The 24208-nt window shown below is 67.4% G+C and carries 24 protein-coding genes; 10 read left to right on the top strand and 14 right to left on the bottom strand.

Annotated elements, in window-relative coordinates; translation table 11 throughout:
* Nucleotides 1-3 precede the first annotated feature (3 nt).
* The 6 genes from dmpG to NB3_RS21665 are packed head-to-tail and all read right to left on the bottom strand — an operon-like array spanning nucleotide 4 to nucleotide 6397.
* The gene (dmpG, locus tag NB3_RS21690) at nucleotides 4-1014 is read right to left on the bottom strand and encodes a 4-hydroxy-2-oxovalerate aldolase (RefSeq protein ID WP_067806435.1); all 1011 of its coding nucleotides are present in this window, start codon (nucleotides 1012-1014) and stop codon (nucleotides 4-6) included.
* Nucleotides 1011-1967, bottom strand: coding sequence for an acetaldehyde dehydrogenase (acetylating) (locus tag NB3_RS21685; RefSeq protein ID WP_084823553.1), 957 nt, complete (start codon nucleotides 1965-1967; stop codon nucleotides 1011-1013). The genes dmpG and NB3_RS21685 overlap by 4 nt, the downstream gene beginning before the upstream one ends.
* Nucleotides 1964-2782: a 2-keto-4-pentenoate hydratase gene (locus NB3_RS21680; RefSeq protein WP_067806434.1), complete on the bottom strand. Its 819-nt coding sequence runs from the start codon at nucleotides 2780-2782 to the stop codon at nucleotides 1964-1966. Before NB3_RS21680 ends, NB3_RS21685 begins: the two co-directional genes overlap by 4 nt.
* Nucleotides 2779-4530: a bifunctional 3-(3-hydroxy-phenyl)propionate/3-hydroxycinnamic acid hydroxylase MhpA gene (gene mhpA / locus NB3_RS21675; RefSeq protein WP_067806427.1), complete on the bottom strand. Its 1752-nt coding sequence runs from the start codon at nucleotides 4528-4530 to the stop codon at nucleotides 2779-2781. Before mhpA ends, NB3_RS21680 begins: the two co-directional genes overlap by 4 nt.
* Nucleotides 4527-5531 carry a VOC family protein gene (locus NB3_RS21670; RefSeq protein WP_067806420.1) on the bottom strand — a complete coding sequence of 335 codons (1005 nt, stop codon included), beginning with the start codon at nucleotides 5529-5531 and terminating at the stop codon, nucleotides 4527-4529. Before NB3_RS21670 ends, mhpA begins: the two co-directional genes overlap by 4 nt.
* The gene (locus tag NB3_RS21665) at nucleotides 5528-6397 is read right to left on the bottom strand and encodes an alpha/beta fold hydrolase (protein ID WP_244892020.1); all 870 of its coding nucleotides are present in this window, start codon (nucleotides 6395-6397) and stop codon (nucleotides 5528-5530) included. Before NB3_RS21665 ends, NB3_RS21670 begins: the two co-directional genes overlap by 4 nt.
* A gap of 154 nt (nucleotides 6398-6551) precedes the next feature.
* Between NB3_RS21665 and NB3_RS21660 the strand changes: the two genes are divergently transcribed.
* Complete coding sequence (locus NB3_RS21660; RefSeq protein WP_067806414.1) at nucleotides 6552-7190, top strand: TetR/AcrR family transcriptional regulator; 639 nt, start codon at nucleotides 6552-6554, stop codon at nucleotides 7188-7190.
* Nucleotides 7191-7530: 340 nt separating this feature from the next.
* On the opposite strand, the gene NB3_RS21655 is transcribed toward NB3_RS21660, so the two are convergent.
* The gene (locus NB3_RS21655) at nucleotides 7531-8988 is read right to left on the bottom strand and encodes a DHA2 family efflux MFS transporter permease subunit (RefSeq protein ID WP_067806411.1); all 1458 of its coding nucleotides are present in this window, start codon (nucleotides 8986-8988) and stop codon (nucleotides 7531-7533) included.
* 97 nt (nucleotides 8989-9085) lie between these two features.
* Between NB3_RS21655 and NB3_RS21650 the strand changes: the two genes are divergently transcribed.
* The 3 genes from NB3_RS21650 to NB3_RS21640 all read left to right on the top strand — a co-directional run bounded on the left by NB3_RS21650 (nucleotide 9086) and on the right by NB3_RS21640 (nucleotide 11621).
* Nucleotides 9086-9745 (top strand): TetR/AcrR family transcriptional regulator, encoded by a 660-nt coding sequence (locus NB3_RS21650; protein ID WP_067806409.1) that lies wholly within the window; start codon nucleotides 9086-9088, stop codon nucleotides 9743-9745.
* A gap of 168 nt (nucleotides 9746-9913) precedes the next feature.
* Nucleotides 9914-10804 carry an alpha/beta fold hydrolase gene (locus NB3_RS21645; protein ID WP_244892019.1) on the top strand — a complete coding sequence of 297 codons (891 nt, stop codon included), beginning with the start codon at nucleotides 9914-9916 and terminating at the stop codon, nucleotides 10802-10804.
* 28 nt (nucleotides 10805-10832) lie between these two features.
* Nucleotides 10833-11621, top strand: coding sequence for a MerR family transcriptional regulator (locus NB3_RS21640; protein WP_067806404.1), 789 nt, complete (start codon nucleotides 10833-10835; stop codon nucleotides 11619-11621).
* Here the strand turns inward: NB3_RS21640 and NB3_RS21635 are convergent.
* The 3 genes from NB3_RS21635 to NB3_RS21625 form a co-directional block, all read right to left on the bottom strand.
* The gene (locus NB3_RS21635) at nucleotides 11616-11996 is read right to left on the bottom strand and encodes a nuclear transport factor 2 family protein (RefSeq protein WP_244892018.1); all 381 of its coding nucleotides are present in this window, start codon (nucleotides 11994-11996) and stop codon (nucleotides 11616-11618) included. The genes NB3_RS21640 and NB3_RS21635 overlap by 6 nt on opposite strands.
* A gap of 110 nt (nucleotides 11997-12106) precedes the next feature.
* Nucleotides 12107-13216, bottom strand: a complete 1110-nt coding sequence (locus NB3_RS21630; RefSeq protein WP_067806398.1) for an NADH:flavin oxidoreductase — start codon at nucleotides 13214-13216, stop codon at nucleotides 12107-12109.
* A gap of 219 nt (nucleotides 13217-13435) precedes the next feature.
* A complete protein-coding gene (locus NB3_RS21625; RefSeq protein WP_084823552.1) occupies nucleotides 13436-14035 on the bottom strand; it encodes an NADPH-dependent FMN reductase in 600 nt (199 codons plus the stop codon).
* Between the two features lie 117 nt (nucleotides 14036-14152).
* Between NB3_RS21625 and NB3_RS21620 the strand changes: the two genes are divergently transcribed.
* Entirely contained in the window at nucleotides 14153-14890 is a 738-nt protein-coding gene (locus NB3_RS21620) for a TetR/AcrR family transcriptional regulator (RefSeq protein ID WP_067806396.1), read from the top strand.
* Between the two features lie 24 nt (nucleotides 14891-14914).
* Here the strand turns inward: NB3_RS21620 and NB3_RS21615 are convergent, their stop codons facing one another.
* Together NB3_RS21615 and NB3_RS21610 are read right to left on the bottom strand one after the other, a co-directional pair.
* A complete protein-coding gene (locus NB3_RS21615; RefSeq protein ID WP_157111935.1) occupies nucleotides 14915-15568 on the bottom strand; it encodes a hypothetical protein in 654 nt (217 codons plus the stop codon).
* A 200-nt stretch (nucleotides 15569-15768) separates the two neighbouring features.
* Nucleotides 15769-17286, bottom strand: coding sequence for a sugar transferase (locus NB3_RS21610; RefSeq protein WP_084823550.1), 1518 nt, complete (start codon nucleotides 17284-17286; stop codon nucleotides 15769-15771).
* A 450-nt stretch (nucleotides 17287-17736) separates the two neighbouring features.
* Here NB3_RS21610 and NB3_RS21605 point away from each other — a divergent pair, with 450 nt between their 5' ends.
* From NB3_RS21605 to NB3_RS21590, 4 genes are read left to right on the top strand one after another with little or no spacing between them, the layout of a single operon-like run.
* Nucleotides 17737-19020, top strand: coding sequence for a class I SAM-dependent methyltransferase (locus NB3_RS21605; RefSeq protein WP_067806388.1), 1284 nt, complete (start codon nucleotides 17737-17739; stop codon nucleotides 19018-19020).
* Nucleotides 19017-19790, top strand: a complete 774-nt coding sequence (locus NB3_RS21600) for a glycosyltransferase family protein (RefSeq protein ID WP_067806386.1) — start codon at nucleotides 19017-19019, stop codon at nucleotides 19788-19790. The genes NB3_RS21605 and NB3_RS21600 overlap by 4 nt, the downstream gene beginning before the upstream one ends.
* A complete protein-coding gene (locus NB3_RS21595) occupies nucleotides 19787-20437 on the top strand; it encodes a PIG-L deacetylase family protein (RefSeq protein ID WP_067806507.1) in 651 nt (216 codons plus the stop codon). Before NB3_RS21600 ends, NB3_RS21595 begins: the two co-directional genes overlap by 4 nt.
* A gap of 5 nt (nucleotides 20438-20442) precedes the next feature.
* A complete protein-coding gene (locus tag NB3_RS21590) occupies nucleotides 20443-21477 on the top strand; it encodes an NAD-dependent epimerase/dehydratase family protein (protein ID WP_067806384.1) in 1035 nt (344 codons plus the stop codon).
* Here the strand turns inward: NB3_RS21590 and rfbC are convergent.
* Entirely contained in the window at nucleotides 21455-22018 is a 564-nt protein-coding gene (gene rfbC / locus NB3_RS21585) for a dTDP-4-dehydrorhamnose 3,5-epimerase (RefSeq protein WP_067806381.1), read from the bottom strand. The genes NB3_RS21590 and rfbC overlap by 23 nt on opposite strands.
* A gap of 14 nt (nucleotides 22019-22032) precedes the next feature.
* Between rfbC and NB3_RS21580 the strand changes: the two genes are divergently transcribed.
* Nucleotides 22033-23154, top strand: coding sequence for a class I SAM-dependent methyltransferase (locus NB3_RS21580; protein ID WP_067806378.1), 1122 nt, complete (start codon nucleotides 22033-22035; stop codon nucleotides 23152-23154).
* Nucleotides 23155-23370: 216 nt separating this feature from the next.
* On the opposite strand, the gene NB3_RS21575 is transcribed toward NB3_RS21580, so the two are convergent.
* Entirely contained in the window at nucleotides 23371-24189 is an 819-nt protein-coding gene (locus NB3_RS21575; protein WP_067806375.1) for a glycosyltransferase family 2 protein, read from the bottom strand.
* Nucleotides 24190-24208: the final 19 nt, after the last annotated feature.

Genomic DNA, 24208 nt, shown 5'->3' with positions numbered 1-24208 from the left:
GGGTCAGCGGTGCGATCGGCTCAGGTCGAGCGCGATGTCGACGATCATGTCTTCCTGGCCGCCGACCAGGCCGCGTCGTCCGGCCTCGGTGAGCAGGGTCCGCACGTCGATTCCGTATCGTGCCGAGGCGTTCTCGGCGTGGCGGAGGAAACTCGAGTAGACCCCGGCGTAGCCGAGGGTCAATGTTTCGCGGTCGACTTGGACGGGTCGGTCCATCAAGGGACGGATGAGATCGTCGGCGGCGTCGGTGAGCGCGTTCAGGTCACCTCCGTGTTCCCACCCGCTCAGGTCGGCGACGGCGACGAACGCCTCGAGCGGTGTGTTGCCGGCTCCGGCGCCTAGGCCGGCCAGCGAGGCGTCCACGCGGGTGACGCCCTCTTCGACGGCGACGACGCTGTTGGCCACCGACAGTGACAGGTTCTGGTGGGCGTGGATACCGATCTCGGTGTCCGGATCGAGGACGTCGCGATAGGCGCGGACGCGGTCGCGGACGCCGTCCATGGTCAGCCGCCCGCCGGAGTCGGTGACGTAGACGCAATGCGCGCCATAGGATTCCATCAACCGGGCTTGCTCGGCGAGCCCGGTGGGGGTGTTCATGTGACTCATCATCAGGAACCCGGAGACGTCCATACCGAGTTCGCGGGCGAAGCCGATGTGCTGGGCGGCGATGTCGGCTTCGGTGCAGTGAGTGGCCACCCGCACCGAACCGACCCCGAGGTCGTGGGCGCGACGCAGATCGGCGATGGTGCCTATGCCGGGTAGCAGCAGGGTCGTGAGTCGGGCGTGGGTGAGAGCGTCGGCGGCGGCTTCGAGCCATTCCCAGTCGGTGTTGCTGCCGGGGCCGTAGGTGAGGCTTCCGCCGGACAGGCCGTCGCCGTGGGCGACCTCGATCGCGTCCACACCGGCCGCGTCCAGGGCCGCGGTGACCGTCGCGACGTGTCGTGGGGTGATGCGGTGGCGCAGCGCGTGCATGCCGTCGCGCAGCGTGACGTCTTGGAGGAACAGCTTGGTCATCGGGTCTGCGCTCCTGCCCGGTCGATCCGTGTCGCGGCGATCCGCTCGGCGACACGCAGCGCCGCGGAGGTCATGATGTCGAGGTTGCCCGCGTAGGCCGGGAGGTAGTGGGCCGCGCCCTCGACCTCGAGGAAGACCGACACGCGATGGGTGACCGGGGTATCGGCCGCGAGGGTGTGCAGGGGGTCCTCGGGCACCACTTCGCTGATCTGCACCTGTTGTTTGAGGCGGTAGCCCGGGACGTAGGCGGCGACCGATTCGACCATGTCGCGCACTGATTCCCGGATCCGCGTGCCGTGCGTCCCGGCGGGATCGTTGACCAGGGCCTGAACGGTGTCGCGCATGATCAGCGGTGGTTCGGCCGGGTTGAGCACGATGATCGCGCGGCCGCGGTGTGCGCCGCCGACCGCGCGGATGGCCGCAGCGGTGGTCTCGGTGAATTCATCGATGTTCGCGCGTGTCCCGGGCCCGGCAGACTTCGAGGCGATGGACGCCACGATCTCGGCGTAGGCGACCTCGACCACGCGGGAGATCGCGGCCACGACCGGGATGGTGGCCTGCCCGCCGCAGGTCACCATGTTGACATCGACCGCGTCGAGGTGTGCTTCCAGGTTGACCGCCGGGACCACGTAGGGGCCGATCGCGGCCGGTGTCAGGTCGATGAGTTGTTTGCCGTGGGGTTCCAGCGCGGCGGCGTTGAATTCGTGGGCTTTGGCGGAGGTGGCGTCGAAGATGATCTCGATCTCGTCGAAACCTGGCAGCTCGATCAAGCCTTGCACGCCCGCCGAGGTGGTGGGCACGCCGAGGCGGTCCGCGCGCGCCAGCCCGTCGGAGTCGGGATCTATACCGACCATCGCGGCCATTTCGAGAGTTTCGGACAGGCGCAGCACCTTGATCATCAGGTCGGTGCCGATATTGCCGGAGCCGATGACGGCGACCTTGATGCGGTTCACGCGGATACCTCCCAGGTGAAATCGACGGCGCTGAGCAGACTCGAGCCCACGAACAGTTCGGCGTGGACCGCGGCGCCCGGCATCAGCGTGGCCATGGGGCCGAGCGCGCCGGAGAGCACGATCTCGCCGGAGCGCAGCGGATCGCCGAACTCGCGGGCGGTGCGCGCGAGCCAGGCGAGCGCTTCGAGTGGATCGCCCAGGCAGGCGGTGCCGGTGCCTTCGGAGGCGAGTTCGCCGTCGATGATCATGTGCATGGTGATGTCGCGGGGCTCGAACCGGTCCAGCGGGACCCCGCCGGACCCGAGGGCGAACCAGCCGCTCGAAGCGTTGTCGGCGACGGTGTCAACGAAAACGATGTCCCAGTCGGCGATTCGGCTGTCGACGATCTCGAGCGCGGCGACCGCGTAGTCGACCGCGCCACGGACACCGGCGGCGTCGAGACGGTCGCGGTCGAGGTCCTCGGCGAGGACGAAGGCGAGTTCGGCTTCCACCTTCGGCTGTAACAACCGGGGTCGGCGCTCGACGGGGGTCTGGGGCGTCCGCATGTCATCGAGCAGGAATCCGAAGTCGGGTCGGTCGACGCCGAGCTGTCGTTGCACGGCGGGCGAGGTCAGGCCGATCTTGCGGCCGATCACCCGTGCGCCCGCTGTCTCGCGTCGCTGGATGCCCAACCGCTGCACCGCGTAGGCGGAGGCGACGTCGTCACGATCGATGAGGTCTCGAATCGGTGCCACGGGCGTGCCGGTGATCGCGGCGGTTTCCAGCCGCCGGGCGGCGGCGCGTATGGCCGGTGTGTCTGTCACGGTCGAGGTCATGCTCGCTCCTCGGGGAGGGCCGCCGAGTCGAGGCCGATCGGCAACGGAAGGGGCAGCGGGGGTGTGTGGTCGGTGTCGACGCGAGTGAGTGGACGAAGTTGCTCGCGCAGCGCCGCGCTCAGCGCGTCGGTGGCCCCGGATGTGGCGGTGCCGAAGACGTAGTGGTCCGGGCGCAGGACCACCAGGTCGCCAGGCCGGATTCGGGCTCTGCGGAACCACCGGGTCAGCGCGCCGGTGTGATCCTCGAGGTCGACGACGTCGTCGCGGCCTTCACCCGGTCTGCCCTGGGGGCGCCCGCCGAGAGGGAAGATGGTGACGAAGCAGGTGTCCAGTCGTCGCAGCAACGCCAGGCCGTCGGCCGACAGCGCCCGGCGGGGGTCGATGCCGTAACCGAGTACGGCGAAACCGAGTCCGAGCCGGTCATCGAGGCGCACATGCCGCCCGTCGTAGGTTCGGACCTCGGGCTGGGGGATCAACCGCCCTTCGACCCCGCACAATCGGCGAGGCAGCCCGAGGTAGGCGCCGCGCCGGAACTTCGGCGCGGGTTTCATCTTCGCCTGCCGGATCCAGTCGCCCAGCACGGGCACGCGGACCGCGGTGGACAGGGCGATGTCACGAGCGGCGGCGAGCATGCGGTTATCGAGGGAGACGATGTTCTTGTTCAGGACCGACAGGTCGATCATCGCTTTCGCGTGGGGGCGTCGTTCGGTCTCGTAGCTGTCCAGGATGGCCGGGTCCGCGCCGTGGCGCAGGATCGCGGTGAGTTTCCAGGACAGGTTGTCGGCGTCGCGGACCCCGGAATTCATGCCCTGACCGATGAACTGGGGTGTCATGTGCGCGGCGTCGCCCGCGATCAGAACCCGTCCGTCACGCCAGCGGTCGGCGACCACGGCGTTGAAGGTGTAGACCAGTTTGCGTAGGACCTCGACCTCGTCGGGATCGACGTAGCGGGCGATGTGGCGGCGCACAGTGTCCGGGTCCTCCATTTCCTCGGCGGTCTGCTCGGCGCGCAACATGAACTCGAAGCGGTGGTGCCCGCCGGGTTGCGGACATGACACGATCGGCAAGTCGGGGTCGCAGACGAAATCGAAGTAGGGCAGATGCCGGAAGGCGTCCACTCCGTCGCGGGCCTTCAGATCGACCACCAGCCAGCGTTCGGGAAAGCTGGTGCCCGACATGTCGATTCCCAGACGGGTGCGCACGATGCTGCGTCCACCGTCGCAGCCGACCAGGAACCGCGCGCGTATCCGTTCGGCGGTGCTGGGGTCGGTGCTCGCCTCGCCTCGCCCGTATCCGGTGCCTCGACTGCCGGCATGTTCGATGCTGACTCCGTCGCTGTCCTGGTCGAAATCGACCACGGCGCGGCCGCGTCGGACCTCGACGTGCGGATACCGCTCCAGCGCGCGTTCGAGGCCGTTCTCCAGGTATGGCTGGTAGAGGAAGTTGGCCACCGGCCAGCCCATCGGGCGGTCGATCTGGTTGAACTGGGCCAGGACCTTCCCGTCGCCGCGCACCCACTGCACCGTCGAGTCGAGGTTCATCTGGGCGGCGAGTTCGTCGGCGACACCGGCGCTCTGGAAGATGCGCAGGCATTCGTCGTCGGTGTAGACCGCTCGCGCCAGACCGTAGTACTCGGGTTCGCGTTCGAGGACGAGCACACTGATGCCGCGGCGGCCGAGCAGGTTGGCCAGGGTGAGCCCGGTGGGGCCGAGGCCGACGACGACGACCTCGTAGCCGATGGCGCTCATCGTGGCGCTCCTGTCAGTTCGGGGACGGTGATCTCGGGGGTGCGCAGTCGTCCGGCGGCGGTGCGGACTTGGGCGAGTTTGTCGCGCAGGGTTTCGGAGACGGTGTGGTGGCCCCAGATGCTGATGCCCTGATGGGTGCTCGGCGTCCACGCGGCTTCGACGTCGGGGGTGAGCACGAGCGGGTTCCAGCCGACCTCGAGCTCGAAACCGGACGGGGTGACGCAGTAGAAGGACAGTTCGCGGTCGTTGGTGTGCTGTCCCACCGACCAGGCCATCCGGAATCCCAGGTCGGTGACCCGCCCGTAGGCGGCGAGCATGTCGTCGAGGGTGGCGGACTGGATGTTGACGTGCTGCACGCGCGCGCGGATGGGATCGAGCTTGACGCCGCGAATGTTGGCGATCGCGATCGAATGGTGGCGTTCGTTGACCCGCAGGAAGCGGATCTTCATCGTCAATCCGGAGATGTTCTCGTCGATGAAGTCGGAGAGCCGGGAGTCGAACAGCGTGCGGTAGTAGGCGTGCATCGCCTCCGGTTCGCGTGAGACGATCGCGACATGGCCCATCCCGGCCTCGCCGGTCACCCAACCGGAGCTGAGCATGCGCAGCGGGTCGGGGGTTGTCACCGCGGTCGTGAAGATCTCGGTCGCGATTCCCTTGGGTCCGGGGAAGCGCCACAGCCGCTCGACCCCGCGCAGTACTGCCTGCTCGGCGGTGCCCTCTTCGATGGGCACGCCGCGGTCGGCGACTCGGGCCAGCACGCGGTCGAAGGTCTCGTGATCGTCGACCTGCCAGCCCAGTGCCGTGACATCCTCGGCCGCACCGCGCTGGATCAGGAATCGGCAGGCGCGGTCGTCCAGGCGCAAGCGCAGGGTGTCGGTGTCGAGTCGGTCGGTGTGCGTGCCGATCGCCGATGCGCCGAACCGGTGCCAGTCCGACAGCCGTTGCGACTGCACCACCAGGTAGCCGAGGTGGACGGCACCGAAGACCGAGCCGGGGTTCACCGCGTCTCCTCGAGGAACCCGGCGGCTAGGTCGTTGAACAGATCGGCGCGTTCCCACTGCACCCAGTGCCCGGTGCGCGCGGCCAGGTACAGATCGCAGTTGGGCATGCGGTCGGCCAGCATCCGCCCACCCGAGGGCCGATTGACCCGGTCTTCGGTGCCCCAGATCACCAGGGCAGGGTGCTCGACCTTCGCCAGTCGAGCGTCGCGGGTGAAGTCCATGCGCAGCGCGGTGCGCAACGCCGTGGGGCCGGAGGGGCGTCGCAGGGGAGGGTCGGCGATCACGTCGGGGTCCAGACTCGCTCGGTAGCGCTCGTCGATGACCTCCTCGGTGATGGCGCTCGCGTCGTGGACCAGGTACTCGCGCAGGAAGGTGGCGAGCTTCTCGCGGCTGGGGCCCGCGCCGGTGTAGTAGGACAGCAGCGATTGCAGCCCCGCGGTGGGCAGTGCGCGGGTGGTGCCCACCCCGCCGGGACCCATCAGGATCAGCCGATCCGCCTTCTCCGGTCGGTCCATCGCCAGGCGCAGGGCTGCGGCTCCACCGTAGGAATTGCCGATCAGATGCGCGCGGTCGACGCCCAGGGTGTCGAGAAGTCCGCCCACGGCCGCGGCGAGGTCGCCGAAGGGGTCGGAATGATCGATGCGCTTGGTGGAGCGCCCGTAGCCGGGGAGGTCGGGCACGATCACCCGAAATCGTTTCGCCAGTTCGGCGATGTTGCGCGAGTAGTTCGACAGCCCCGACGCGCCGGGTCCGCCCCCGTGCAGCAGAACAACCGCCGGACCTGCGCCGACCTCGGTGTAGAAGATGTCGCGGTCGCCGACGCGAACCGTGCGCCCGGCCTCGACCTCGTTGTCATTAGTTGTCACAGTCGACCTCCGCATCTGTATTGATGAAATCATCAGTCAAGATGAACTACGTGTCAAGCAAGATATGATGAATTCATCAGAATTGGGTGTCATCTGAATCGGCACTGACCGACTCGTCAGTTATGATTGCTCCCAGACGAGAGGGAGTGGGCCGATGACCGCCGAGCCGGTGACGCGCAATCGCACCGATCGTCGCCGTGAACGCACTCGAAACGCGCTGCTCGCCGCAGCGCGCACATTCCTGTCGGAGGGACGCGCGGCGGTCAGCATCCAGGAGATCACCGACGCCGCCGACGTCGGATTCGGCTCGTTCTACAACCACTTCGAGTCCAAGGAACAGCTGTTCGACGAAGCCGTTCGCTCGGCGTTGCAGGTCTACAGCGAACTGCGCGACGGTATCGTCGCCCTCTACGACGATCCGGCCGAGGTGTTCGCCGTCAGCTTCCGCATGACAGGCCGCCTGCAACGTCGCATCCCGGAAATGGTCCGCGTGGTACTCAACTCCGGGATGGCGGTGATGCTGCGCGATGAGGGCCTGGCCCCGCGCGCACGCCGCGACATCATCGCCGCGCAGGAAGCGGGCCGCTTCGAGCCGATGGACCCCCAGCTCGCGGTCATGGCGGCAGGGGGGTCGCTGCTGGGACTGCTGCAACTGCTCGACGCCGATCCACACGCCGACGCCGACGCCCTCTCCGACGAGATGACCTACCGGATGCTGCGGATGTTCGGCATGCCCAAACGCACCGCACAACGGCTGAGCTCCGGCCCGCTCCCCGAGATCCCCGAACTCTAGCCTCTTCCCGATCGGCAGTGCCGATGGCGACGCCGTTCTCCGCCGAACTCGCTGCCAGACGCAGTACTTGTCGTCGACGAAGCCTGCGTGCGTAGTGGTCGGCTCCCCCTCGCGACACGATCACCCACGCCGCCCCACGACTCCGCCATCCAACACCTACACGCGAGCCTCTGGGTGCGACCCACCACCCAACAGGGCCAATCCCATGGACCGGGCCTGCGTAAAGCGGCGGATACACCCGTCATCCACGGCCACGTACGATGGCCGGTTCCAGCCCCTCTTCACGCCGACATGCGTTCCGGGCTTCACGTGCACATATTTCGCGCTCTTCGTCGCCGCCTTATGTACGGTTCGGCGCTGCGCCAGGCGCATGTTCGCGGCGAGTCCGCATCTCCAGGACAGCCATGAGCGCGGTCGGCATGACCGCCAGCACCGACGCGGCCAGTACCCAAGCGAAGGTCACCGCAAATGCCGACGCCGGATCAGGCTGCTCGACGCCCTTGTCGTGCAGGTGTTGCTGCAGAACGACCACGAAGGCGGCGGTTCCGATAGAACCACCGACGCGCTGCATGACGGTGAGTTGCGGTGTGGCGTAGATGATCTGGGACGGAGTGAGATTCCGCAGCGCGGCGGTCATGGCGGGCATGGCAGCCAGGCCGATGCCGAGTCCGCGCACGACCATGGCACAGCCGAGCAGCCAGTACGGGGTGTCGTCGGCGATCAGCATGAACGGAATGGTGGCAACACAGCCGACGAGCGCACCGAGCAAGCAGGTGAGTGCGCCGACCCGATCGTAGAGCCGAGCGGACATCCCCATGGCGACGGCCGCACCGAGCCCCTGAGGCGCCATGAGCAGGCCGGTGTGCGCAGCGTCCTGATGCCGAACCAGCTGAAAGTACAAGGGCAGCAACACCATCGCGCCGAAGGTCACCGCTCCGATCACGAAGGTCGAGACGGTACCCGCCGTGAAGAAACGATCCCGCCACAACCTCAGGTCCAGCACGGGGTTCGGGATGCGTAGCGAGCGCACCACGAACAGGGCAGTGCACACCGTTCCTCCGCACAGCGTGACGAGCACCCGCGTAGCCGTAAGCCCGTGTGACGCTGCCTCGGAGAGCCCGTAGGTGATACCCACCATTCCCGCCGAAACCAGGATCAGTCCCAGTGCGTCCAGGGCACCGGCCGGCTCGCCCGGCTCGTCCGCGGGCAGCAGCCGTGCGGCGAGCACCAGCCCGATGACACCGATGGGCACGTTGATCAGGAAGATCCACTGCCATCCCGCGTATTCCAGCAATAGCCCGCCGATGGTGGGACCGACGATTGGCGTCAGCACCATGGGTATGCCCGCGGCCACCATGGCTCTGGCAATGCCCTGCCGCCCAGCGGCGGTCACCAGGATCATCTGCCCGACGGGGATCATGACCCCGGCGCCGAGGCCCTGCGCGACCCGGGCGAGGATCAACAGGCCGACGCTGTTCGCGGCCGCGCATGCGACCGAGGCGAGGGTGAACGCCAGCAGCGCACCGATATACAGCCGTTTGGCCCCCACTCGGCGTGCCGCCCATCCGGTCACTGGCAGCACCGCCGCCTGTACCAGCAGATACGCGGTGACGACCCACTGGATAGCGTCGAGGGAGCTGCCGAGATCGGCGGCGAGTGATTTCACGGCGACATTGACGACGGTGGCGTCCAGGAACGCCAGAACCGCGCCGAACAGCACAACCACGACGGCCCGTCGCGCCTGCGGGCTGAGTGGCGGCCGCTCGACGGCCGCTTCCGATGGATTCGAGATGGTCACTGCTGAATTGTCATCCACCCGGATGAGTACGTCAACCAGATGGATGACAATGCAGCCATTCAGATGACTCAATCATCCAGCGAGTTAGGATGTGCGAATGGCGACCGAGCCCCACACCACCGCGAACTCCGCCCCTTCCGCCGCGGGCCGTCGTCCCCGCCGCGCGCCCAGCGCTGCAGATCGCCGTCGCGATGCCGAACGCTCGCGTCAGGCACTGCTCGACGCCGCCTTGGACGAGTTCGCCGCCAAGGGTTTCGACGGCGCCCGGGTGCAGGAGATCGCGGAGCGGGCGGGAGTCAACAAGCAGCTGATCACGTATTACTTCGGCGGCAAAGAGGGCCTTTACCGAGAGATCCAGCGCGGCTGGCCAGCGGCCGAGGCCGAACGCGCGGACCCGGAGCTCCCATTCGAGGAGGTCGCCGTGCGCTACCTCTCCGCAGTGCGGGAAGATCCGAGACCTGCGCGGCTGCTGGTGTGGCGGGGGCTCACCGGAAGCGGTGCCGCCACCGACCATCCCGAAGGGGCCGACGCGGTCGAGACCGACCTGGCCAATCTGGCCAGAGCCCAGGAACGCGGAGAAATCCACCCGGACTTGGATCCGGCCTTCGTGCGCATCGCGGTCATGGGCATGATCCTGGCCCCGGTCATGCTGCCCGAGACCGCTTCGCAGGCGACCGGAAAACAGCCCGGCTCAGCGGAATTCGAGGAATACTACAGCGGGCAGATGCGGACGCTGCTCCGTCTTCTAGCGCGGTGACACCGAGTTTCGTCGAGGCTTCGGCGCCGGTGCCGACGCGGCGCCGCGTGTAGGGCGAGGTGCAGGCCTTGCGCTGACGCCCGGGCGCTGGACCACTCGGTCAGCACCCGGTCGACACAAGCGGGATGTTCTGCCATCAGACCTGACGCAGATCGAACGCTCTGCCGGTTGCTCGGAGCGCTGGTCAGGGATGCAACGGATGCCACCACGCTTCGGCAGTTGACCCTGACGCAGGGTCAACCCCTCAGCATGATCGGCATGACTGCGAAAACCGATCACTTCATGGTCCGCCACGACGGCGTCACGATTGCGGTGTCCCGCGGCGGTCGGGGACGACCGCTGGTCCTGTGCCCCGGGCTCCTTACGACACAAGCTGATCTGCACGAGCTGACCGATCTGCTGCGGCGCGATCATGACGTGGTGACCTTCGACCTGCGAGGTCATGGCCTCTCCTCGGCCACCGACCGGTACTCCTTCAAGGCATTCCTGGGCGATTTCACCGCTGTGATGGCGGAGGTGGGACACCTCGACCTGCCCTCGCCGCCCGTACTCGTCGGTCACTCGCTGGGTGCGGACCTGGTCGTGCACTATGCCTGCGAGTATCCCGGCACCGCCGCTGAGCTGGTTCTCATCGACGGGGCGAACCCGGTGCCCGAACCATTCATCACCGAGGCCGACCTGCCGGAGTTTCGTGCGATGTTCGACGGCGCTACATGGACCGAGGGTGCCAAAGGCACACCGCGCCAAGTGATGCTCACCGCACAGGAAATCCTCGACCTGAATCTCGAGGTGGACATGGTGCGGTCTGCAATCCTCGACCGGTATCGGAAGATCAACTGTCCGATCAGCATGATCATGTCGACGTCGATGGCCGGCGACAGCGGCGAAGGGCGTGCATCATGGCGCAATCAAAACTGGAAGGCGGGTATCGAGCGGCTGGTCCGCGACCAGCCGCACATCTCCACAACGTGGCTCGACGCCGGTCACGGGCTGCTCGTCACCCACGCCCAGGAGATCGCCCGGATCATCCAGGACACAGCCTGCCAGGCATCTTCGTAACGGTTCCCAGATCAAGGAGACCGGTCCGATGCTGACAATCAGCGAGGTAGCCTCCTACGCCGGAGTGACAGTACGAGCGGTGCGGCACTACCACGCCAAAGGACTGCTGCCGGAGCCGGAACGCGACCACTCCGGCTATCGGAGGTACGACGCAGCTGCCGTGGTCGAGCTGATCAGAATCCGGACGCTCGCCGAGGCCGGAGTTCCGTTGGCGCGCGTCCGGGAACTGCTACAGGCCGACACAGAGAAGTTCGCGTCGGCGGTCGCAGACATCGACAAGCAGCTGCGGGCGGAAATTCGGCAGCGGCAGCAGCTTCGCGAACGAATCGCCCGCCTCGCTGCCGGGGACAACCTGGCGCTGCCTCCGGAGCTGGTCGAGTTTCTGGACCGACTGCGGGCACTCGGAGTCGACGAGCGGATCGTCCAGGTCGAACGCGACGGCTGGATCCCGCTGGTCGCGCGTTCGCCGGAACGCGTCCCGGACTGGATCACACGCAAGCGGAAACAGATCGCAGACCCTCAGCTCATCGACTTCTATCTCACGCTGAGCCAGGCTCTGGACAAGACCGACGACCGAAACCTCGTCGAGTTGGCCGACAAGATGACCTCGTATATCACGCAGATAGCCGACGAACAGGGCGAAGACTATCTCAACGATCCCGAGATCGAGCCACCGTTGGTCGAACTGCTGGACACGCTGGCGTTCGATACTTGGCCGCCGGCCCGTCGACTGACCGAGCTACTGAAGAAGCGCGGCTGGAACGGCTGGACCAAGCTCCAGCGAACAGACCCGCCAGAGGGCGTCGAAACGTCATGAACTGGACTCGGTTCGTTGGGGTGGATCCGTGATCGGCGTGTTCTGCGCCCCCGCGAGCCACCATCGGCCATCCTTCTCGATCAGTACGTACATGGCGATCTCGGAGAATCCGCCCGCTTCGGCGGCGAGCCTGCGGATCTGGGTCAGCACGACCCCTGGCGCGGGCGAGGTCGCGCCGACGACTTCGAAGTGTGACGGTGGCGCGACCTGTGCGTTCATCAAGCGGCGGTGGATGGCGTTCAATTCGGCGTAGCCGGTTACCGACGCGCCATATGGACTGCCCCACACCACGTCCGCTGCGAAAGCGGCGTCGTAGCCGTCCGCGTCCCCCGCCGCGCCTGACCGTTGCAACCCTTCGGCGAACCGTGCGGCCACCTCGTGAGCCGTGGTAGCGCGCGAGGGATCACCGAGAGTAGGTCGGGTGTGCATTCTGGCTTGCTCCAATCCTTCGATTATCTGTCACCAATAGATCGGTGGATCCGCGCTCAGCGGAGGCTGCCGAGGAGCCCTACGTGGAAAGGGGTGAGTTCGTCGACGCGGCCGGCGAGGACCTTCGCCAGCCACTCCGGATCTCCCAGCAGGGCTCTGCCGACCGCCACGAGGTCGAACTCGTCGCGCTCCATGCGGTCGAGCAGCTCGCCGATGTCCGTGACTTCGGCTGGTGACATCTGGTGGAACTCGCTGCTGAGGCCCACCGAGCCGACGCTGATGGCGGGTTTCCCGCAAAGTTTCTTGGCCCAACCCGCCAGATTCAGGTCGGAGCCCTCGAACTCGGGGAGTTGCAACCGCCGGGTGGAGCAGTGGAAAGCGTCGGCGCCGGCGTCGACCAGCAGGCCGAGCATGGTCTCCAGCTCCTGCGGCGTGTCGGCGATCCGCGCCTGGTAGTGGTTCACCTTCCATTGCGACAACCGGAAGGAGATCGGGAAGTCGCCGGAGACGCTGTCCCGGCAGGCGGCCACGATCCGAGCGGCGAAACGGGTACGGCCCACGATGTCGCCCCCGAAGGCGTCGGTGCGCCGGTTGGTGTGGGCCCACAGGAACTGGTCGATCAAATAGCCGTGGCCACCGTGGATCTCGACGCCGTCGAAGCCCAGTGCCTCGGCAGTCGCCGCCGCCGAGGCGTACGCGGCGACCACATCATCGATGTCCGCCTGGGTCATCTCTCGGCCCGAGTTCGTGCCGTCCAGGGCGATGCCGGAGGGGCCGATCCGCGGGGCGTCGGGGACCGGCGGATGGCCGACGGTGCGATCCATTCCGACATGCCACAACTGAGGCATGATCCGACCTCCCGCCTGATGGACCGCCTCGGCCACAGCCGACCAGCCCGCCAGCGCCTCGTCACCGTAGAAGTGCGGGACACGGGCGCTGCTACCCGCCGAGTCATGGCCGATATAGGTGCCCTCGGTGATGATCAAACCGACACCGGCGGCCGCCCGTCGGGCGTAATACTGCGCCACGTCGTGGCCAGGCACACCTCCGGGAGAGAACTCGCGCGTCATCGGCGCCATCACCACGCGGTTGGGCAGCGTGAGACTGCCCAGGGAGAAAGGACGGACCAGGATGTCCCTGGCACGTTCGAAGGGATTCGTAGGCATCGGTGTTCGCTTTCGAGAGAGGCCGACCTGCTGCGACGAGGGATTGAGGCCATGCGGTCGGCTTGGGCGTATGAGCTTGAATTCCGCCTCGGTCGCTGAGCGGAATCCGGGGCAGTAGTGCTCGAGGCCGCCCCGGCCGGGGACACCTGCTGTGAGGATCTGCCGTCCGGCGGGCGCCGCAAAGAAGAAGCGCGAGAATTTGTTCGGCGTCCTTCGACGTCAGACGGCGTACGGGCGGACGCGTCTGGCCTCGCGCAGGGACTGCCCCCACCAGCTGAGCTGATCGAGCATGGCTTTCGCGGCGCCGTCGCACCCGGGGTCGGACGGCTTGCCGTCGACACCGAAGACCTCCCCGTAGCTGTGGAAGCTGACGGTGTTGCGGATCGTGACCGCGTGGAGTTCGGCGAGCACGACACGAAGATGCTCGACGGCGCGCAGCCCGCCGGACAGCCCGCCATAGGACACGAAGCCGACCGGCTTGGCGTGCCACTGCTCGTTGTGCCAGTCGAGCGCGTTCTTCAACGACGCGGGGAAGCTGTGGTTGTACTCGGGGGTGACGATGACGAAGGCGTCGGCCTGGGCCAGCCGGGGCGACACTGCGCCCAGCTGTGCCATGGCCTCGTCGGAAGGAGCCTGGCCGAACGCCGGGAAGACGGTCGGCAGCGGCGTCTGGACGAGGTCGATCAGGTCGGCCGTCATGTCCTCGCGCTGAGCGATGTGTCCGGCGATCCAGTCGGCGACGACCGGACCGAACCGTCCGTCCCGGGTGCTGCCGATGATCACCGCGGTGCGCAGGGTGTCGGTAGTCGCGTCAGCCACGGAACGCCCTCGATTGTGTGTACGTTGTATCCATGAAATACAACGTACACACCAGCGTGTACGACGTCTACTCCAGGTACGATGTACACGACATCATTCGGCGGAAGGATCCAAGCGGTGGGCTCCCAAGAGCGACAGTCGGCGAGCGAGGACAAGGACCAGGTCTCGGTGTGGGAGCGCATCGAACGGCCGACGCCTGCCCCCCGTGCCACCCTGACGCCCCGGCGGATCGCCGAGGTCGCTGTCGCTGTCGCCGACGCCGAGGGACTCGACGCGGTCACCATGCGCCGCCTGGCCACCGAACTCGGTGTCGCCCCCATGGCCGCCTACCGCTACGTCACCGGCAAGGACGAGCTACTCGAGCTGATGGTCGACTTCGTCTACGGGGAGCTGGATCTGCCTGACAGCGAGGACGGCTGGCGCGCGACCGTGCGGTCGGTCGCCCTGCGCATACGGGAAATTCTGGTGACACACCCGTGGGTGACGCGGGTGCCGTGCGGCGCGCCGACCCCGAACCAATTGGCCGCGACGGAAGCGGTCCTCGTCGCACTCGACGGCCTCGAGCTCGACGTGGACACCGCCATGGCGGTCTTCAGCACCGTCACCGCCTATGTGCACGGCGCGGTCGACTCGGAGGTCAGGCTGAGTCAGACGCTCCGCCTGCGCGGCTGGTCCACCCGCGCGGAGGCCCGCGCCGGACTCGCCACACAGATGACTTGGCTGCTGAACACGGGCCGCTACCCGATGTATGCACGCTATATCCACGACGCCGCCCGCAAGGACGACGTGCAGTGGCAGTTCCAGATCGGACTGGACGCCGTCCTCGACGGCATCGCGGCGCGCCTGGCCATCTGAAAACCGTGCCGCCCTCGCCGGAGGTCACCTAGTGCACTCCGCCGATGGGGTAATCGGGCACTGCAACCCCGCGCTGTCGAAACAGAACCAGTACCAGTCGCCGCCGAGGTGACGGGATGCTGCTGTCGCGGGCCGAGGGCCAGAAAGGTTGGCAAAGCCGCTTCCCCTCGAGCAATGGGCCGCCATAGGGCCAGTCCTGAAGTAGATGCCGTCGTCGAGGCGTTCCACACCGCGAATTCGATAGAGGCCGAGGCGGTCACCTTCGAACGTCCGTGGATCGATTCCGGCACTCACCTGCCGTGCCGCATCGTCGAAGGCGTGCGCCGAGAGGTGCCAGCGCACAGCCATCGGCATGTCCGCGCTCCATAAAATGGCCGTGAGCGCGATTATCAGTGCGGGAGCAGCCAGGGGTCCGAACTCAGGTACCCGAAGCCGCCGGGATCGGACTGCCAGGATCGAGTAGACGATGACCACGGTCCACACCACAACCGCCACGAATGTCCCCCCGAGGATTTGCAACGGGGACAATGACATCAGCTCGGCGTTGGCCGGCTTGCTCGCCGGGACGAGTATCCCGAGGCAGGCCACGATGGTGCAGACGAGCGGAAGATACCTGCGAAGCCGTGACCACAATCGTCGGTTCCTCGGTCGGCTTTTCTCGGTTTGGGCCGTACTCATGCCGGGAGCCTAGAGTCCGGCCTGAGATCGTGGATGTCGGCGTGTCGCCGCCGGTGAAAGGCCGGCACCGCGCCGTCAATGCCGAGCGAACCTTCCCTCGCGATCAAGAGATGCGGGCCGCCCGATCACAAGTATCGGGCGAACCCATTCGATCACACGAGCGACCGTCCGAACATTCGGCTACCGCCGCCCGCGGGTCTTCAGTACGCCCCGTCGCCCCGCGCCACCACACCGACCGTGCGGGCGATCAGCCGCAGGTCCATTCGCATGGACACGTTCTCCACGTAGGACAGATCGAGTCGGACCGCGTCTTCGAGCGGAAGGTCCGACCGGCCGCTGACCTGCCACAAGCCGGTCAGCCCCGGCTTCACCAGCAGGCGGCGGCGCGTCATGTGGTCGTAGGTGTCGACTTCCCGCCGGACCTGCGGTCGCGGCCCGACCACGCTCATGTCGCCGCGCAGCACGTTGAGGAACTGCGGCAGCTCGTCGAGACTGTACTTGCGCAGGAATCGCCCGACCGGCGTGACCCGGGGGTCGGCCTTCATCTTGAAGAAGACCGGGTTCCCACCCTGCTGCGCGATCAAAGCTTCGGCATAGCGGTCGGCGTCGTCGTGCATGCTGCGGAACTTGATCATGCGGAAGGGCAGGCCGTATCGGCCGATGCGTTCCGACAGGTAGAAAACCGGGCCGCGGCTGGTGGTCTTCACCGCGATCGCGATCGCGAGGAACACCGGCAGGAGCAGCAACAGGCAGATCGTCGCGAAGACGATGTCGAAGGCCGTTTTGCTGACCGACCGAGCCCGCTCGTATTGCGGTTCGGCGATGTGCATCATCGGCATCCCCGCGACCTGCCGATTGGTGAGCCGGGAGATGGCGATGTCGATCGCCCCTGGCGCCAGCATGAACTCGACCCCCAGCGCGTCGAGTTCCCAAGCGAGCCTGCGCAGCTCGGTCGGCCCGAGATGCCGGGTGGGACCGATGGCGACGGTGTCGGCGTGGGTGTGCAGGACCGCTCGCAGCACCGCGCTGTCGTCCCCGACGACCGCCACCGTACCGCCGGCGAAAGCCAGCGGCGCATCGCCTGGTTGCCCGTCCGGCACGCAGGCGCCCACAACGTCGTAACCGGCGCCGGGGTCCGCGGCGAACGCCGCGGTCATCGCCGCGGCCGCATCGGCGGTGCCGACCACGAGTACGGCCGAACGATGGCGTCCCCGGCGGCGTTCCGCGGCAAGCCGATGACGCCACCACAGTCGTCCACCGACCACCGTGAGGACGCCGGTCGGAAAGGCGATCGCGAGATAACCTCGGGCGACGTTGATTTCGAGGGCCAGCGACATGAATGCCAGTACGCCGAACAGGTGCATGGTCGCCGACATCAGCCGCCGGAATTCCTCGACTCCGCTGCCGACCAGTTGCGGCGCGCGGCTACCCGCGCTGCCGAGGATCGCGAACCAGCCCAAGGCGAGCACGCCCGATACCACCGTGTAACCGACCCGGTACGGCCCCTCCCAGGCCAGCGGTGGAGCGCCGCCCCCATTGAAGCGAATCAGCTGCGCACTACCCACGGCGAGGGAAACGGCGGCGAAATCCGTGATGGCGATACGACGTACATACTCCGATCGCCAAGCCTTACGGGTCGAGACGGTAACCGGTGGAGCCACGAAGGATCGTGGGGACTCGGCGGTCCCATGCCATGCCGGGACAGCCTTGTATTTCATCAAGAGAACACCCCTCCTGGGGCAACGGTGGAATTGCTACCTGATCCGGAGATCGTCTTTCCCGGCAGCGTCCCGACCGCCTCTACCGAGCGCTTCATCGGCACTTGATCGGCAAGTGTCACAACGTCTCTCGCCGATCAGAGGTATGCGCGAAGCAGCGTGATCGGGATGTTAACTGATCCGAATCCCGTCGGCGACCGATCTCGATACGCATCGGGAATAACACCATGATGGTGAATATGTAATGTGCTCTATATCACAGTTTGTAACACTGATCTGTAATCCAGCCGATATTGCCGTCGGTACGCTGACGGTCGCGAAAATGCGGCCCGTACCACGAATGACGTTCTCGTCGCGCGCATCTCGTGATCCGCCGGGCAGCTCATGCTTCCGTGCGCCGCGACAGGCGTCCCGACGGGGCCGGGACGTTTCGAGCAAAGGATCGGATCTGTGCGCTGTCGACTCTGTGACTCCGGCAGACTGTCCAGCGTTCTGGATCTCGGGGCGACGCCGCCGTGCGAATCGTTCCTCACCGCCGACCGACTCGACCTGCCCGAGCCGACCTACCCTCTGCACTTGCGGGTGTGCGCCGACTGCCTGCTGCTGCAGATTCCGGCGCTGATCACACCGGAGGAGACCTTCACCGAATACGCCTACTTCTCCTCCTACTCCGACAGTTGGGTCCGCCACGCGGGCGAGTTCGTCGACACCGCGGCCGCCCGGCTGGGGCTGGGCAGAGACTCCTTCGTGGTGGAGGTCGCCAGCAATGACGGCTACCTGCTCCGCCACGTCGTCGACCGCGACATCCGATGCCTGGGCATCGAGCCATCGGTCAACGTCGGAACAGCGGCTCGCGAGTCGGGCGTACCCACCGAAACCACCTTCCTCGACGAGGATTCGGCTCGCCGGATCCGTGCCGAACACGGCCCCGCGGATCTCGTGATCGCCAACAACGTCTACGCGCATATCCCGGATCTGCGCGGCTTCACCCGTGCGCTCCGCATCCTGCTGGCGGACGACGGCATGCTGACCATCGAGGTGCACCATGCGCTGAACTTGGTCGGGCTCGGCCAGTTCGACACCATCTATCACGAGCATTTCCAGTACTACACCGTGCTTTCGGCGCAACGTGCGCTCGCTGTCGCGGGATTGACCGTGGTGGATGTCGATCAGCTGCCGACACACGGCGGATCGATCCGGCTGTGGGTGCGCCCCGGTGCCGCCGCGGCGGCGGTGAGCGACCGGGTGCGGGAAGTGCTCGACCTCGAGCGGTCAGCGGGACTGCACTCGGCGGACGGCTACACATCGCTGCGGCGACGTGCCGAGTCCGTGCGGCACGAGTTGCTCGGGTTCCTGCTCGACTGCCGACGCCGGCGCGAACGCGTCGTCGGATACGGTGCGCCGGGCAAAGGCAACACACTGCTCAACTATTGCGGGATCCGGCCCGATCTCCTCGAGTACACCGTCGACCGCAATCCCTACAAACACGGCAGATTCACGCCGGGAACGCGAATCCCGATCTACCCGCCGTCCCGGCTCGACGCCGATCGTCCGGACGTGGTCGTGGTGCTGCCCTGGAATCTCGAGCACGAGATCACCGCACAGCTGCGGCATGTCGCGGAGTGGGGCGGTCGGCTCGTCTATCCCTTGCCCGAGCTGCACGTGGTCGACCCGGCGTCCCCGGCCCCGACCGTGCCGGCCGGAGCCGAGTCGAAAGGAAACCGGCGCGGATGAAAGTCGTCCTGTTCTGCGGTGGCTACGGCATGCGCATGCGCGGCGGCACCGATGACATGGTGCCCAAGCCGATGCAACTCGTCGGCCCCCGCCCCTTGCTGTGGCACGTGATGCGGTACTACGCGCACTACGGTCACACCGAATTCATCCTGTGCCTCGGATACGGCGCCGAGCACATCAAGAACTTCTTCCTCAGCTACCGGGAGTCGGCGTCCAACGACTTCGTGATCCGCAACGGCCGGGTCGAATTGCTCGGCAGCGATATCGACGACTGGACGATCACCTTCGTCGACACCGGCGTGGAGTCGGCCATCGGAGAGCGATTGCGCCGGGTGCGCGAGCACCTCGGCGACGACGAGTACTTCCTGGCCAACTACGCCGACGTCCTCACGGACGCTCCCCTGGACGAGATGATCACGCAGTTCCACGCTTCGGGGGCCGCGGCATCTCTGCTGGTGGTGCCACCGCAATCATCGTTCCACTGCGTGGATCTCAGCCCTACCGGCGAGGTCAAGGACATCGTTCCCGTGGCGAGTATGCCGTTGTGGGAGAACGGCGGTTACTTCGTGCTCGGCCGAGAGATCTTCGACCTGCTGCCACCCGGTGGGGATCTGGTGGAGGATGCCTGCGGAGCGCTCGCCGGTCAGGGCCGGTTGTTCGGCTACCGCCACGACGGATTCTGGAAGCCGGCGGACACCTTCAAGGAGCGCGCCGAGCTCGACGCGGCCTACCGCAGCGGACACCGGCCGTGGATGGTGTGGGAGCCGTGATCGCGCTGTTTCCCCCGCGGCCCGCCGAGATCGCCCTGCTCGGCGCGCATTGCGATGACATCCCGATCGGCATGGGCGCCACGCTGTTGTCGCTGACCCGCGCCCATCCGGGTATGCGGGTGCGCGCGCTGGTCCTCTCCGGTGCGGGCACCGAGCGCGAAGCGGAGGAACGGGCAGCGCTCACCGCCTTCTGCGCGGGACGGACCCCGGAGTTGACGGTGCTCGACGTCCCGGACGGACGAGCACCGGCGCACTGGGATCGGATCAAGACGGCCGTAGCGGAGTTTCGCCGGGCGGGTGAACCGGACCTGGTGTTCGCCCCGCAACCGGGCGACGCGCACCAAGATCACCGCACGCTCGCGCAGCTGGTGCCGACCGAGTTCCGCGACCACCTGATCCTCGGCTACGAGATCCTCAAGGCGGAGGTCGACACACCGGCGCCCAGCGTGTTCCACCCGGTCGACGCGGAGCTGGTCCAGTTGAAATCGCAACTGCTGCACCGGTATTACCCGTCCCAGACCGGTCGCGACTGGTTCGACGAAACCGCGTTCCTGGCCTCGGCGCGGATCCGCGGCGTGCAGTGCCGCACCGAGTACGCCGAAGCCTTCGTGGTGGACAAGGCCGTCATTCGATGGGAGAAGCAGTGACAACGATGCGAGTCCTGGTCACGGGGCATCAGGGATATTTGGGCACCGTCATGGTCCCGATCCTGCGGGCCGCCGGGCACGAGGTCGTCGGGCTGGACACCGGCTGGTTCGCCGACTGTCTGCTCGGCGAGTTCTCCGGCGACCCGGTGGGCAGGCGCCTCGATCTGCGATCGGTGGAGATCGAAGTTCTTCGCGGCATCGACGCGGTGATCCATCTCGCCGCGCTGTCCAATGATCCCTTGGGTGCGCTCGCGCCGGATGTCACCCACGAGATCAACCATCGCGCCTCGGTGCGTCTGGCTCGGCTCGCGAAAGAAGCCGGTGTGTCACGGTTCCTGTACGCCTCCACCTGCTCGGTGTACGGCGCTGCCGGAGACGAGCTGGTGACCGAGTCTGCGCCGCTGCGGCCGATCACCCCGTACGCCGAGTCGAAGGTGCGAGTCGAAGACGACGTCGCGGCGCTGGCCGACGATCACTTCGTTCCGGTGTTCCTGCGCAACGCCACCGCGTTCGGATTCTCGCCTCGGCCCCGCGCTGACATCGTGCTCAACAATCTCGTCGGTCACGCCGTCCTCACCGGTGTGGTCAAGGTGCTCTCCGACGGCACGCCGTGGCGGCCGCTGGTCCACGCCCGCGACATCGCGGCAGCCTTCGAACGCTGTCTCACCGCACCGGCATCGGCCGTCGCGGGCCGGGCGTTCAACATCGGCACCGAGCGAAACAACCTCACCGTGGCCGAGATCGCCGAGTCGGTGGTGGCCACCGTGCCGGGGTCGCGGCTGCTGATCACCGGTGAGACCGGGGCCGACCCACGCTCCTACCGGGTCGACTTCTCCGCCGCCCGCACCGTGCTCGGGTTCCGGGCGCAGTGGTCGGTGCCCGACGGCGCCGCCGAGCTCTACCGCGAGTACACCGAACGCGGCCTCACCGAGGACTCCTTCTTCCAGCGATTCACGCGACTCACGTGGCTCCAGCGGCTGCGCGCGTCCGGCGCACTGGATCCGCGGCTGCGCGCGGTCACCGCGCCGGCGACAGGATAGCCCGCAGATGGCTCCATCGTCCGGCGTTCGCGTCGCGATCCGACACCACCGTCACCGGCAGCGGCCAGGCGATCGCCAAGTCCGGATCATCGAAGGCGACGCCGAGATCCTCGGCGGGATCGTGCGGCCGATCGATGCGGTAGCACACGTCGGCGATGTCGGTGAGCGCTTGGAATCCGTGCAGGAACCCCGGCGGCACGTACAGGTGCCGGAACTCCTCGTCATCGAGGCGGAACGCCTGCGTCCGTCCGAAGGTCGGCGACGACGGCCGGATATCGACCAGCACGTCGTGCACCGCGCCGTGTGCGCAGCGGACCAGCTTGGCCTCCCCGCGCCCGGATCGGCCGTGCATGCCGCGTACCACTCCCCGGCGCGACCGGGACTGCGAGTCCTGCACGAAACTCGCCGAAATTCCTGGAATCCCCAGGTAGGCGTCGAATTCGGCGGCATCGAAGGTCCGGGTGAAGAGGCCACGCTCGTCCCGGACGGGCGCCGGGACCAGCACCACCACGTCGGCCAGGTCGGTTTGCTCGATACGCACACCGGCATCGTGTCATGACCGGTCGCTGCCGCGCCTGCTCCGGCACCGTTCTGCACACCGTCCTGGATCTCGGGACGGTGCCCGCGGCCGATGATTTCCCGCCCGCGGCACGGCCGGTGACGCCGGACGAGACCACGCATCCCCTGCGGATGGTGCGGTGTGCGCGATGCGAGCTCGCACAGCTCGCCGAAGACGACACGGTGGCGTCCGAACCCCGTGGAGTGGAGCCGCGGGCCCTCCGTGATCAGGCCGCCGACGCGATCGGGCGCGTCGACGCGGCCGGCCTGCTGCGCGGCGACACGGTCATCGAATTCGGCAGTCCGCACGGTGGTTCGTGGCTGCCGTTGCTGGCCGAGCATGGGTGCGCAGAAGCCGGCACGGCGCAGGCGGAGCTGGTCGTGGACTGTTTCGGCATCATGCACGAACCCGACCAGCGGGCCGCCTTCGCCGCCCGCGCCGCGGCCCTCGCTCCGGACGGACTGCTGCTGCTGCAGTACCACTCGCTCGCCGCCATCGTGGCACAGCGGCAGTGGAACGCGTTGCGCCACGGGCATTTCGCGTACTACTCCCTGCACGCGCTGAGCCGGGCGCTCGCCGACGCGGGCATGGGCGTGACCACCGCGTGGGAGTTCGATCTCTACGGCGGGACGGTTCTGGTGGCAGCTCGGCGCGGCCCCGCGGCGCCGGACCACACCGTGCGCGAAATCCTGTCCCGCGAACGTGAGTTCATCACCCCGGAATCGCTGCGCCTGCTACAGCGCTTCGTGGACGATCACGTGCGCGCGCTGCGGAACTGGCTGATCGATGCGGCCGCAGCCGGGCAGCGAGTCTACGCCTACGGGGCCGCGTCCCGGGCCGTCGCCCTGCTGTCGCTGGCTGGTGCGCATCAGGGGCTTGTCGCCGGAGTCGCCGACGCCGCGCCCGCCAAGCAGGGACGCCGAATGCCCGGCACCGACATCCCGATCATCAGCCCGCGGGATCTGGTCGCGGCAGCACCCGACCGGGTGCTGTTGACGCTGCCCGACCTGCTGGATGAAGTGTCGTCGGGACTGCCGGAACTCGACGGTCGCTGGTTCCTCGACGATCCGCGCGGACCCAGAAAAGGAGGGGTGGACAACAGAACCCCCGCCTTGTGACTTCAGCCCGACAGCCACACCCCCGGTCCGCCCCGGCCAGCAGTTGACACGCGAAGGACAGCCGTACCCATGAATACCACCCCTCGGACGCGCCGACTCCGGCCGCGCTCGCCGGCCGATCCGGTCACCGCACCGGTGGTCGTGGCTGTCTTTCCGGCGTGCGGCGGCACGAGTTCGACGGTGGACGCTGTCGGAAAGAAGCAACCGCGATCGTGCTCAGCGGCCGACCATGCCCCGCGCGCGCACCCGCAGCCGCGTCCCCAGCGCCCGGACCAGACGCAGATCACCAGCCACCACGTCGGCCGGACGTACCAGGTCCGGGTGATCGGCGCCCAGGCGATGATGGAATCGCAGCTGCTCGGTGAGCTTGCTCCGGGTCGACGTGCGACTGCACAGGTTGAACGAGGAGTTCCGCCACGCGGCCACGATGTCGCCGAGCCCGACGAAAGCGCCGCGGCTGCCGACGCGGGCGAACAGGTCCACATCCATCGGGAACACCAGGTCGCCGCGCAATCCGCCGACGGCGTCGTAGTCGGTGCGCCGGAACATGGCAGCCGCGGTGGGGCCGAAGTCGGCCGGCCCGCGACGCACGATCACCCGGGCCAGTTGGCGGCTGCCGTGCCTGCCGACCAGCTGCGGCAGCCCCAGTCCCGTCTCGAGGAGGTCGCCGGACTCGTCGATCACGTCGAACCTGCCCGCGCACAACGCGACCGCCTTGTCGTCGAACTCCGCCGACTGCGCGGCGAGTGCGCCGGGACGCAGGATGTCGTCGGCGCAGACCACCTTCACGAGGTCCCCCGTGGACTCCCGGATCGCACGGTCCCAATTGGCGCCGATCGGCAGGACCCGATCGTTGCGCAGCACACGCACGCGCGGGTCGCGCCGCGCTCGCGCGATGTCACCGGTGCGGTCGGTGCTCGCGTTGTCGAGGATCACGAGTTCGAAATCGAGATCTTGGGCCAGCACCGAGTCCAGGGTCGCGGACAGAGTTCTCTCCGCGTTGTAGGCCGGCACGCACACCGACAGCTTCCGCATTCCCAACTGCCCCTTTGTC

The sequence above is a fragment of the Nocardia beijingensis NBRC 16342 genome (assembly GCF_001612785.1).
Taxonomy (GTDB): Bacteria; Actinomycetota; Actinomycetes; order Mycobacteriales; family Mycobacteriaceae; genus Nocardia; species Nocardia beijingensis.
The sequence above is the reverse complement of the archived record's forward strand: the minus strand, read 5'-3'. Positions and strand labels throughout refer to the sequence as shown.